This window comes from Ruegeria sp. CH11, from assembly GCF_056537105.1.
The window spans coordinates 137,503-149,077 of record NZ_JBQFQX010000010.1 but is presented as its reverse complement, the minus strand read 5'-3'; the positions used below and the strand labels follow the sequence as shown (position 1 = coordinate 149,077).

Sequence of the window (11,575 nt, the reverse complement as noted above, 5' to 3'; positions counted from 1 at the left end):
TGCTGACCGAGGACCGTATTACAAGCGAGCAGAGATGGCCCTTGAAGCGGTGAGAGAAGATGTGGGCTTTCTCCTTTGCGGCGCTTCTTTGGTGCTGTCAGACGAATTCGAACCAGTCTCAGTTTGCCGCGGAAACCGCGAACCTATCCGGAACAAAGTTGACGCCACTCGCTAAGAGCGGCGGCGCGGGTCAGCTTGAAAGTGTCTCGACTGGCTAGCGATCTTTCCTGGTTGAAGTGGTTGTATACGGAGGAATGGACGGAGGCGAATTTCTGTAAACTTCGCATGCGCCTGAAACGCTGCATCGCGCGTTCTCTTCGTCGGAAAGGCAGGTGCGAGTTCTCGACGCGGTTGTTGAGCCACCTGCCCGTCTGTTGTTTTTCGAGCGCGCCCATTTCTCTGAGCGCAGCCTTGTAGGATGCAAAACGGTCGGTCACGATCTCATCGGCACAACCATGGCGTTTCATCAATTTCTTGAGGAATTTCAGTGCTGCAGCCTTGTTTCGGCGTTTGGTGACAACGGCTTCCAGCACCTCGCCTTCATGATCAACAGCCCGCCAAAGATAATGCCGCTTGCCATTCACCTTCACAAAAACCTCGTCCACGTGCCACTTCCATTTGGAGAACGCGCGCAGCCGCTGAACACGCTTCAGCCTTATCTCAGATGCAAACACCGGGCCAAACCTGTTCCACCAGTATCGGACAGTTTCGTGACTCACGTCGATGCCTCGCTCGTGCAACAAATCTTCGACATTGCGAAGCGAGAGCGGGAATCGGATGTACAGCATCACTGCAAGGCGGATGATCTCGGGGCTGGTTTTGAAGTATTTGAAGGAGGCAGGTTTGGTCATCCCTAAACGCTATGCAACCGCCCTGCCCCGCTCAAGCAATGTTCTTCTGACAAGACCGTCTGGGCCGTTCTCACCCGCAGCGCACCTTACAATCCACATATGGTCTGAGGAGAAAAGAACCACGAGTAAGCAAGACCTGCGAGATGATGGTGCATAAGTCTGCCGCCAAAACCAGGAAACTCCGCCGAATGGCTCGGGTATTGCAGCCCGCAAAGCTGATAGGAACTTGGTTTGCGGAACCCATCAGGGCCAGCGGTCAAAACCGCGCAAACAGGCCGGACACATGACTGCTTCTGACAAATGCACAAATCTGATCAAAAACGTCTTGCTATGCAGGAGCCATCCACACATGCCGTTCGCTACAATCGCAAAGCTGGAAGTTAGTCGAAGATCTGGAGCACCGCTCTAGGCAGAGATGCAATAGTAACCATCGGTGTTGCAGATCAGCACAACAGACATGCCGTTTATGGATTGTTGTTTCGCTAGGACCCAAAAACGGGTGGCGCTTTGGATGGCTTCTACATATTTTGAAGTTCCCACGTGCAAACCATCATCCCGGCTCGTATTTCTGATCAGTCGGACTTGGTGATCTCCAATGCCTGTTCCCTCAACCAATTGACCGCTGGATTGAAGCGGCTGCGCTCGTGGCGGAACAGATAGTAGGGGAAACCGTAATTCGGCTGAAACGGAGCAGAACAAAGAGAGGTCAATTTCTGGACTTGCTTTGCCAGTCGCTTTGGGACAGCTGCAACTGCATCCGTCTGCCCTACCAAAAAAGGCAAGGTGGTGAAGTAGGGCTGCTGGAATACTGTATTCGAACTGTCCTCGTCATCCCGCATGATCGTGTCCGGCTGCAAACTTGTTGTGTCCGGAAAGCTGAACTCGATTAACCGGAAAGGGGACACATCCTGCGGAGTAAGCGCCAGCGTCGATGCTGCCTGTTCCTCAAGCGGATGGCCTGGTCGGAAAAGAACTTCGTAGGTCTCATCAAATAGTTTCTGAGCGATCAAGTCGTCCCTGGCATCCAAATCCGCGTATAGCAACAGATCAATTGCCCCGCTTTCCAGTGCGCCAAAGCTTTGTGGGACCAATGGCGACACATCAAACCTTAGTGCTGGTGCGGTAACGCCAAAGACCTCCATCATTGGGCCTAGAACGGCCGCAACGCCGTAATCTGTTGAGGCGATGCGGTAGCAATGGTTGGACTGTTCCGGATCAAAGGCGGACGGCCTGAAGACGTCACCAATCGCCGACAGTGCGGCATCGACAAGCGCATCTAAGCCCAGAGCGTGATCCGTCAACTGGTATCCGGACTGCGTGCGGATCAGTACCGGATCTCCTATCAGATCCCGCACCCGCGCGAGGATCCGACTGGCGGCGGGCTGGCTAATCCCCAGATGCATGGCCGTTCGCGTCACGCTGCCTGTGCGAAGCAGGAGTTGCAGAAACCGCAGGGTCCGCACATCCAGAGAAGTTAAAGCATCATTCATTTTTTGCATGCCCATCATGCCATCTGCGTCATCCTAATTATGCTGATCGCGGGCTAGCTGACAAGTGACGCCCAGCTTGGCATCCCCGAACAGACCTTCTGTCCATGATCTATTGGGTGCGGAGGCCATCAAACTGAATACGAAAGGACAGCGACAATGATTACACGACGCGCGTTCAACTCAGTTGCCATTGCAACACCCGTGACCGGAGCTTTTGCGGCCCTGTCCAACGCTGCTGACGCATCTGGTGGCACAGAGCAGCTGGCGCCGGGCTTATACGATGTCCAGACTGTGTCTTTCGAAAGCTCCGGAGAAACCCTTGTTGGGAAACTGTTGAGACCTGCTTCGGAAGGCCCTCACCCGGCAGTTGTGATCATCGGGCCTGTTGCTTTCGTCAAGGAACAGTCACCAGTTCAATATGCAACCCGCCTGGCATCGCGCGGATTGGCCGTTCTGATATTCGACCCGCGCTATCACGGAGAAAGCTCAGGCACACCCCGGCGCTACGAGTCTGGCGACGCCAAGGTTGAAGACTGCAAGGCTGCCCTTGGATTTCTCGCCGCCCAGGACGGCATCGACGCAAACCGGCTTCATCTTCTCGGGATTTGTCAGGGGGTCAATTGGGCGATTGAAACAGCGGTAACAGACGATCGAGTGGCATCACTCGGGGTTGTTGCGGGCCATTATCTGACCCCAGATACCGCCAGAATGTACCTTGGCAGTGATGCAGCAGTTGAAGCGCGTATGGAGCGCGCGACCAAAGCTGCCACCGATTTCGAAAAAACGGGAGAAGCCAGCTACATTCCAATCGTCGGCTCTGAGGATGCCCTTCTGACGGCAACAGCGATCGCAGACTGGTACCTGCCCTGGGACAACAGGGCCCCTTGGCTGACTTTCAAAGGAGGTTGGGAAAACCGCATCACTGCGATGAGCGAAGCGGGCATTTGGGGCTGGCGGATCGACGAAACAGCCCCTCAACTGAGCCTGCCCGTATTGATGATCCATGGCGACAGGGCTGCAAGCGGCCCCGACATTCCCCGCCGCATTTTCGAAAACATCGCGTCAGAGCAGAAGGCCCTGCGTTGGATCGACGGCGCCAACCAGCTTCAGTTTTATGAAGACCCGCTGATCATTGACGCCGCCGTCAATTCGCTTGTTCCGCATTTTCTGGCCTTCGGGCGAAGCATCTGATGCAGACCGCTTGGTTCATTGTGGCCGCCCCGGAGCAATCATCGCAGCGAAAAGGGTGGCAACATCAAAGCGTAATCGCACAGGAGATTTATTTGAGATGAAAGTTCTTTCGCTATTGGTCGCTTGCACCGTGGCCTGCCCGGCTGTTGCCGAACGGAAGCTGCCGCCCTTTACCGAAGCGGTTTTGCCGATGGGAAGCGATGTCTATGCCGTATCGATTGGACCGGGTGGGCCAGATGAAGAGTTCGGCTCAGGCGTCACCAATGGCGGGCTCTACAAGCTTACTCCCGACGGTGCGACCGAGGAAATCAAACTCTCGGATGGGCAAGGCCTGCGCAATCCGACCGGAATGGTGCTTTCCGGCAACCAGATTGTCATCGTGGATAGCAATGAGGTCATCGCTACCGCACTGGATGGCACGGTAAACTGGCGGCAGGCGCTAAATGATGATGGAGTTTTCTTCTACGATATCGAAACACTCGACGAAAACACCTTAATTGTAAGTGACTTTGGGCGGGGCGCATTCCTATCGGTCGCAACCCAAACCGGGCAAATTCAACCTTACCTCAACGATCTGCGCATTGGTGGGCTTGCCCGATTTGCAATTGCAGAGACAGGAATTTACGCCGTGTCCTGGGGCAGCGACGACGAATGGGACAGCGCTTTGTATTGGGTTCCGCATTCAGAAAACGGGGATACCGCTGTGGTTGTTTCAAACGGTTTCGGTAACTTGGAATCCGTTGAAATCGTCAACGGTACAGTTGTTGTCGGAGGTTATCGGGGTCACAAGGAGCACCCGAATGCGAAACTTATGCGCATTGAAACGGCTGGAACCATCCTACCTCTGCGCGCTGGAACTCATTCGAGCGGGATTTCAGATATTTTCTTCGATGGGTCCTCAATATGGCTGACTTATTTCTATGACGCGTCCTATGCAGTGTTGCCCACTCAGACGGCACAAAATCTCGACTAAATGGCGCACATACTCTGGTTTCCATGGCGCAAGGCTTCCGCCTGTAGCATTTTGCACCTTGTGTCAACTGGCGGCCCGAAGCTGCCGTTCAAGTTAGTCGTCGCCATCGTCTGTAACCGGCAAAAAAGCCGACTTTGCATGCTTCACCCCAATACCTTCTGGTCAGCCCTAAGAAACCTGCTCCAATAGCATTCTCACATTGGTTTCATTCAGTTCAACCGGATTTCCACCACAGCTTGGGTCTGCCAGGGCGCCTTTGATCAGTCTGTCTATGTCTGGGCTGGTTATTCCCATATCCGCAAGTGATTTCGGCACATCGAACCCGGTATTGAAACCGTCTACGAAATCACAGAAACCCTCGAACCCACCCTTGATACCAAGGTAGCTTGACGCAAGATCGAAACGCTCACGAATGACTGAAGCATTGAAGCGTAGGACTGCAGGCATGCAGACCGCGTTCGTGGTTCCGTGATGAGTGTGATAGATCGCCCCGATTGGGTGGCTCAGCGCATGGATCGCCCCTAAGCCTTTCTGAAAGGCCGTGGCCCCCATCATTGCCGCAGACATCATATGAGCGCGCGCTTCTAGGTTCTCAGGCTCATCGTAGGCTATTGGCAGGTAATCGATAACCAGTCGCATTCCCTCAAGTGCTATACCTTGTGACATTGGGTGGTAGTGCAGGCTTGAGAACGCTTCAACACAATGCGCAAAGGCATCAAGCCCGGTGCCCGCTGTAATAAAACCCGGCATACCAACAGTCAGTTCTGGGTCGCAGATCACAACAGACGGCAGCACCTTGGGATGAAAGATGATCTTTTTTTCTGCAGTTTCTGAATTGGTGATGACCGAGGCGCGTCCGACCTCGGATCCCGTGCCTGCCGTGGTGGGCACGGCCACATTGGGATAGATCGCATCGGCATCGGCCCGAGTCCACCAATCGCCCACATCTTCAAAATCCCAGACCAGGCGGGTTTGGCCCGCCATAAAGGCCACCATTTTACCAAGGTCCAATCCCGAACCACCACCGAAGGCCACAACACCATCGTGACCTCCATCCTTAAAGGCCGATACTCCGGCCGCGAGATTCTTTTCATTCGGGTTCGGGTCTACATCCGCGAATAATCCGCGCCCCATGCCCGCCCCTTCAAGCACATCCAGTGCCTGCTGTGTGATGGGGAGTTCAGCTAAGCCCCGATCCGTGACCAGAAGCGGTTTTTTCATACCTGCAGAGGCGCAGGCCTCTGCCAGTTCCTTGATGCGGCCTGCCCCGAAACGAATGGACGTCGGGTAAGAAAAATTCGCGGTCGGGCTCATGAGGTCACCTTTTTCAGATGGTAGGATTTTGGGCGGGTCAGGTTGTGATAACCGATCTCAGACAGCCCCCCGCCCCGACCGGTGTTCTTGCAGCCGGTCCAGCAGAGGCCCGGGTCCAGGTAATCGGCGCGGTTCATAAAGACGGTGCCGGTTTCGATTTGATTACCAACGAGTTCAGCCCGCTCTAAGTCCTGTGTCCAAAGGCTGGCTGTCAGACCAAATTCACTGTCATTCATCAATGCGATGGCTTCTGCATCATCTTTGACAGGCATAATTCCGACAACAGGGCCAAAGCTTTCTTCCTGCATAACGCGCATGTCATGGGTCACATTGGTCAGGATTTGCGGGCTGAGATATGCGCCGCCATCATCTGCCGCCATCTGTGCAATATGGGCCGTCGCGCCTTGCGCCGTGGCCTCGTTTATTTGGGCGCGCACGTCATCGGCAAAACGCACATGGGCCATGGGGCCAAGCGTTGTAGCCTTATCCAATGGATTGCCGAGCGTGTAGCCATTCACGATCTCAATGGCTTTGCCCAGGAAGTCGTCAAGCAGGCGCTCGTGCACATAGATCCGTTCGATGCCACAGCAGCACTGACCGGAATTGAACATAGCCCCGTCAATCAGCGTGTCGACGGCCGCATCCAGATCCGCGTCTTCCATGACATAACCCGGGTCCTTGCCGCCCAGCTCTGTACCCACGCCGGTGAATGTCCCCGCCGCTGCTTTCTCCATGGCTGCACCCCCACCGACAGAGCCGGTGAAATTTATAAAATCAAAGGCATTTCCAGAAATTAGGTCATTTGTCGCTTGGTGGGTCAGAAAGGCATTCTGAAACACATCCGCGGGGACACCAGCGGAGACAAAGGCTTGGACCATGCGCTCGCCAACCAGAAGCGTCTGAGTGGCATGTTTCAGGATCACGCTATTACCTGCAATCAACGCTGGGGCGACAGAGTTGATCGCAGTCATATAGGGGTAGTTCCAAGGCGCGACCACAAAAACCACCCCATGGGGAATGCGTTTGATATAGCGTTTGAAACTGGCATCCTCGCCCACAGAAATATCTGCCAGACCAGAGGCTGCGATGTCGGCCATATGGCTGGCCCGTTCGTTAAAACCACCAAACTCGCCACCATAGCGAATGGGCCGCCCCATCATCCAGGCCAATTCCGGCACGATGTCATCATTCATCGCACCCACGGCGGCAACGCCTGCCATAACCAGATCAATACGCTCTTGCAGCGGACGTGCGGCCCAGTCCCTTTGGGCCTTGCGCGCGCGGTCCACACAATCGGATGCGTGGGACAGGTCAAGTGTGGGCCGTTCAGCAAAAACCGATCCGTCGACCGGAGAGATACATTTGAGCAGGGTCACGCTTTTTCAAAGCCTCTTGCGATTTCATAATCGGTGACGACGCGGTTGAAATCCTCGATCTCGACCTCGGCGGCACGGGTGTAGTGGGCGATGGCCTCTTCTCCAAACGCCTCTTTCAGCATGCTTGACGCGCTGAGCGCATCTTTGGCATCGCGCAGCGTTTCGGGGATTTGGTTGGCCGAGGCTCCCTCATAGGCATCGCCGGTGAAGGCGTCTTGCAAGGCAAGTTTTTCTTCAATGCCTTTCAGACCCGCGGCGAGCATGGCAGCGCAGGCCAGATAAGGATTCATATCCGATCCCGGCACCCGACATTCCACACGCACGGATTTGGTACCGTCGCCACACAGGCGATAAGCGGCGGTGCGGTTATCAACCGACCAGACGATCTGGGTCGGGGCAAAGGTGCCTTTAGCAAACCGTTTGTAGCTGTTGACATAGGGCGCCATAAAATAGGTGTAATCCGGCGCGTACTTCAGCAGCCCGGCCATATAGTGATCCATCAAGTTGGATTTACCGAGCGGGCGGTCAGGGTCAAAAAACGCATTCGCGCCATCCTTCCACAAGGACTGATGCACATGGGCGGCACTGCCGACCCGGTCGTGATGCCATTTCGGCAAAAACGTCGCCGCTGCACCATTCAGATGGGCAATCTCCTTGATGCCATGCTTGGACAGTGTGTGGTGATCTGCCGTGGCCAAAGCCTCGGCATATTTGATGTTCAGCTCTTCCTGACCGGCCTCAGCCTCGCCCTTGGAACCCTCAACCGGAATGCCCATCGCCCGCAGGTGATTGCGGATTGGGCGCATGATTGGCTCTTCTTTGGTGGTCTGAAAGATGTGGTAGTCTTCGTTATAATTCGAGATCGGCTGCAACCGAAAACCACTTTGCGCAATCTCGTCATGGGTGCCCTGGAACAGGAAGAACTCCAGTTCGGTTGCCATGATCGGGTCAAAGCCCATGGCCTTGGCCCGCGCCACCTGTACCTTCAACATTTCGCGCGGTGCGAAAGGAACAGGCGCGTGTGTGTGGTGATCCAGAACATCGCAAAGCACCAAAGCAGTGCCCTCAAGCCAAGGCACGGGACGCAGGGTCGTCAGGTCTGGCTTCATGGTATAATCGCCATAACCGCCTTGCCAACTGGTCGAGGCATAGCCGTCTGGCGTTGCCATTTCCAAGTCCGTGGCCAAGAGGTAATTGCAGCAGTGCGTTTCGTCTTCTGCTATCTCAAGGAAGGCCTCTGCATGAAAACGTTTGCCCATCAGGCGGCCTTGCATATCCACGATACAGGTCAAGACCGTGTCGATCTCTCCTGCCGCGATTTGGTTCTTTAGATCTTCAAAAGTCATGGGTCACCGGATGGTTGGAGGCCGAGCGGAAGGGGATGCTCGGCCCCGAGTTGCTGATCAGCCGTAGCGATAAGGTCGGCCCGCCTTCTGCATGTCTGCATTGTACTGGCGGAAGATTTCAACAACTTTGGCCTGGACTGGCCCTTCAGAGGCGATCTCATCCCAGAAGGCGACAGCGGCATTTTCGACCTGTGCCCATTCCTCATCAGGAATAGAGGTCAGCTGCATCTTGGTGCCATTGACGCGTAGGTTGGCTTCGCCACCCCAATACCACCACTGACGATAGTAATGGGATTGATCGGTGCAAACACGGAAGAGGGTTTGCAGATCTTCCGGAAGCTCGTTCCAGCGATCCATATTGGCAAAGAACGACCCCGCCCAAGCGCCCGAGATATTGTTGGTCAGGAAATAGTTGGTCACATCTGCCCACCCGACGGTGTAGTCCTCGGTGATGCCAGACCAGGCAATCCCATCAAGTTCACCAGTCTGAACTGCGACTTCGATATCTTCCCAAGGGAGGGTGACAGGCACGACGCCAAATTGGCTAAGGAAGCGACCGGCGGTTGGGAAAGTGAAGACCCGTTTACCTTTGAGGTCCTCAAGCGAGCGGATCGGATCTTTGGTTGCAAAGTGGCAAGGGTCCCAAGAACCCGCGCTGATGTGTTTTACGCCGACGGCCGAATATTGCTCGTCCCAGATTTCGTTCAGGCCATATTGGTTAAACAATACCGGCACATCGAGCGAATAGCGCGAAGCAAATGGGAAATATCCACCAAAAACGGTGACATCGGTTGGCGAGGCCATCGAGTCATCATCCGATTGCACCGCGTCGATTGTGCCTTTTTGCATCGCCCGGAACAGCTCTCCAGTTGGGACCAACTGATCAGCATAGAATAGTTCGATCTGCATGCGGTCGCCTGCGATCTTGTTGAACATCTCAATGGCAGGATCGATTACATGGGCGGCCAAAGCAGGACCCGCATAGGTCTGCATGCGCCATTTGATTGTGCCCTGCGCCAAGGCTGGCGCGGCCAAGGGTACTGTTGCTGCACCAGCGGCGGCGGTGGTTAGGAACTTACGTCTTGTCGTCATTTCAATTTCCTCTCTGATCGGGTTTTTGGGTGTCCTTTCTTTGGACATTCTGGTTATTTTCCATAGACATACTCCGGCATCCAAAGGGCGATCTGCGGGAATGTCATTATGATTGCGAGGGCCAGGGCCATTACGGCAACAAAGGGAATAATCGAGCGATAGATGTCGCCCAGACTGACCTCAGGTGGCGCCATGGCGCGCATTAAGAACAGGTTGTAGCCAAAGGGAGGCGTCATATAAGCGATCTGGGTGGTGATCGTGTAAAGCACGCCGTACCAGATCAAATCAAAGCCAAGTGCACCTACCAGCGGCACGTACAGCGGTGCCACGATGACCAACATGGCCGTGTCATCCAAGAAGGTGCCCATAACGATGAAGCTCAGCTGCATTAGGATCAAAATCATCCATGGGCTCAGCCCCATTTGCTCGGTGAAAAGATTGTCGATCGCCTTCACCGCGCCCAAGCCATCAAAGACCGCACCAAAACCAAGGGCGGCTAGAATGATCCACATGAACATGCAGGAAATGCCAAGCGTTTGCTTGGTGCATGTCTCTAACACCTTCCAAGACATACGCCCCTTTAGGACCGAGGCGACCAATGCCGTCAGTGCCCCGACCGCCGAGCTTTCCACCAGTGAGGTCCAGCCATTCACAAACGGCACCATCATGGCGGCAAAGATCGCGAGCGGCAGGGCACCTGCCCCCAATAGTTTCAGTTTTTCGGCTCGGGGCACGTCACCGGCATTGGGCATCGCGGGGCCTAGCTCTGGCTGCAAGCGGCAGCGCAGCCAGATATATAGAATGAACATAGACGCCATCATCAGCCCGGGAATGACTCCGGCAAGCCACAACTGCCCAACAGGCTGACGTGCGATCATCGCATAAAGCACCAGCACCACCGAGGGTGGCACCAAGATGCCCAGACTTGACCCGGCTTGAATAACCCCGGTCACCATGCGTTTGTCATAGCCTCGTCGCAACAATTCCGGCAGCGCGATGGTCGCTCCAATCGCCATGCCTGCGACCGAAAGGCCATTCATCGCAGAGACCAGAACCATCAGGCCAATCGTCCCAATGGCCAAACCGCCCTGTACCGGGCCAAACCAGACATGAAACATCCGATAAAGATCATCGGCCAATCGGCTTTCGCTGAGGACATAGCCCATGAAAATGAACATCGGCAGAGTCAAAAGCGGATACCATTTCATCAGCTTCATCGCTGCGGAAAACGGAATATCCTGCCCCCCGGTGCCCCAAAGCGCGAGCGCGGCCACCGTAGCCACGGCGCCAATCGCGCCAAAGACCCGCTGCCCGGTAAAGAGCATCACCATCATCGTGGCGAACATGAAAATGGCAATATACTCTTGGCTCACGACCGGTTTACTCCGATTTCCTGACCGCGAATGCGCGCGATGTCTTTGAAGAGTTCCGAGATGGCCTGCAAGAGCATCAGAAAGAAGCCTGCGACCATGATGGACTTCACCGGCCAGATTACCGGGCGCCAGGCGGTGGACGAGCGTTCCAATCGCCCGACCTCCTCAGAACCGGATAGAAGACCCGTGAAAAAGGCAACTGGTTCCGAGCCCCAATAGCCTAGCGAATATGCGGTTGATCCCAGGCCGCCATAAAGCAGGACCGAGAGATAGAAGATCAGGAACAGGACGGTACAGGCGTCAAACCACGCTTTGCGCCGATGCGACCAGCCGCCGTAAAACAGGTCCATGCGCACGTTGGACCCCAACTGGATCGAATAGGGCCCGCCAAGAAGATAATAGGTCACGAGCGCGAACTGCGCCATTTCCAGCGTCCAAAGCGAGGGCAGGAAGAAGGTCTTGGAAATCGAGGACCACAAAAGGATCCCCATCATCCCAAACAGGCCCCACATCATAATGCGGCCAATGCGATAGTTGATCGCATCCACGATGCGGACATATGTTTGCAT

Annotated in this window: 10 protein-coding genes; 2 read left to right on the top strand and 8 right to left on the bottom strand. The window is 55.1% G+C overall.

The genetic code is table 11. The annotated features are described in order from the left end of the window. Window positions 1-143: 143 nt before the first annotated feature. Window positions 144-851: an IS6 family transposase gene (locus ACR0LX_RS15885; protein WP_480784545.1), complete on the bottom strand. Its 708-nt coding sequence runs from the start codon at window positions 849-851 to the stop codon at window positions 144-146. A 572-nt stretch (window positions 852-1,423) separates the two neighbouring features. Then, on the bottom strand, window positions 1,424-2,341 hold the full coding sequence (locus ACR0LX_RS15880; RefSeq protein ID WP_480784544.1) for a LysR family transcriptional regulator: 918 nt from the start codon (window positions 2,339-2,341) through the stop codon (window positions 1,424-1,426). A gap of 156 nt (window positions 2,342-2,497) precedes the next feature. Between ACR0LX_RS15880 and ACR0LX_RS15875 the strand changes: the two genes are divergently transcribed. Together ACR0LX_RS15875 and ACR0LX_RS15870 are read left to right on the top strand one after the other, a co-directional pair. Then, window positions 2,498-3,532 (top strand): alpha/beta hydrolase, encoded by a 1,035-nt coding sequence (locus tag ACR0LX_RS15875; RefSeq protein WP_480784543.1) that lies wholly within the window; start codon window positions 2,498-2,500, stop codon window positions 3,530-3,532. Continuing rightward, a complete protein-coding gene (locus ACR0LX_RS15870) occupies window positions 3,495-4,505 on the top strand; it encodes a hypothetical protein (RefSeq protein ID WP_480784542.1) in 1,011 nt (336 codons plus the stop codon). Before ACR0LX_RS15875 ends, ACR0LX_RS15870 begins: the two co-directional genes overlap by 38 nt. Window positions 4,506-4,673: 168 nt before the next feature. On the opposite strand, the gene ACR0LX_RS15865 is transcribed toward ACR0LX_RS15870, so the two are convergent. The 6 genes from ACR0LX_RS15865 to ACR0LX_RS15840 are packed head-to-tail and all read right to left on the bottom strand — an operon-like array spanning window position 4,674 to window position 11,575. After that, window positions 4,674-5,819: an iron-containing alcohol dehydrogenase gene (locus ACR0LX_RS15865; protein WP_480784541.1), complete on the bottom strand. Its 1,146-nt coding sequence runs from the start codon at window positions 5,817-5,819 to the stop codon at window positions 4,674-4,676. After that, entirely contained in the window at window positions 5,816-7,195 is a 1,380-nt protein-coding gene (locus ACR0LX_RS15860) for an aldehyde dehydrogenase family protein (protein WP_480784540.1), read from the bottom strand. Before ACR0LX_RS15860 ends, ACR0LX_RS15865 begins: the two co-directional genes overlap by 4 nt. Further along, window positions 7,192-8,541 carry a glutamine synthetase family protein gene (locus ACR0LX_RS15855; RefSeq protein WP_480784539.1) on the bottom strand — a complete coding sequence of 450 codons (1,350 nt, stop codon included), beginning with the start codon at window positions 8,539-8,541 and terminating at the stop codon, window positions 7,192-7,194. Before ACR0LX_RS15855 ends, ACR0LX_RS15860 begins: the two co-directional genes overlap by 4 nt. Window positions 8,542-8,598: 57 nt before the next feature. Beyond that, window positions 8,599-9,633, bottom strand: coding sequence for a TRAP transporter substrate-binding protein (locus ACR0LX_RS15850; protein WP_480784538.1), 1,035 nt, complete (start codon window positions 9,631-9,633; stop codon window positions 8,599-8,601). A gap of 53 nt (window positions 9,634-9,686) precedes the next feature. Next, window positions 9,687-11,006 (bottom strand): TRAP transporter large permease, encoded by a 1,320-nt coding sequence (locus ACR0LX_RS15845; protein ID WP_480784537.1) that lies wholly within the window; start codon window positions 11,004-11,006, stop codon window positions 9,687-9,689. Then, on the bottom strand, window positions 11,003-11,575 hold the full coding sequence (locus ACR0LX_RS15840) for a TRAP transporter small permease subunit (protein WP_480784548.1): 573 nt from the start codon (window positions 11,573-11,575) through the stop codon (window positions 11,003-11,005). The genes ACR0LX_RS15845 and ACR0LX_RS15840 overlap by 4 nt, the downstream gene beginning before the upstream one ends.

What these genes read in the sequence shown, in the direction of transcription:
- ACR0LX_RS15875 (WP_480784543.1), top strand. Translation starts at nt 2,498, where the DNA reads ATGATTACACGACGCGCGTTCAACTCAGTTGCCATTGCAACACCCGTG.
- ACR0LX_RS15840 (WP_480784548.1), bottom strand. Translation starts at nt 11,575, where the DNA reads ATGCAAACATATGTCCGCATCGTGGATGCGATCAACTATCGCATTGGC.
- ACR0LX_RS15885 (WP_480784545.1), bottom strand. Translation starts at nt 851, where the DNA reads ATGACCAAACCTGCCTCCTTCAAATACTTCAAAACCAGCCCCGAGATC.
- ACR0LX_RS15855 (WP_480784539.1), bottom strand. Translation starts at nt 8,541, where the DNA reads ATGACTTTTGAAGATCTAAAGAACCAAATCGCGGCAGGAGAGATCGAC.
- ACR0LX_RS15865 (WP_480784541.1), bottom strand. Translation starts at nt 5,819, where the DNA reads ATGAGCCCGACCGCGAATTTTTCTTACCCGACGTCCATTCGTTTCGGG.
- ACR0LX_RS15850 (WP_480784538.1), bottom strand. Translation starts at nt 9,633, where the DNA reads ATGACGACAAGACGTAAGTTCCTAACCACCGCCGCCGCTGGTGCAGCA.
- ACR0LX_RS15880 (WP_480784544.1), bottom strand. Translation starts at nt 2,341, where the DNA reads ATGAATGATGCTTTAACTTCTCTGGATGTGCGGACCCTGCGGTTTCTG.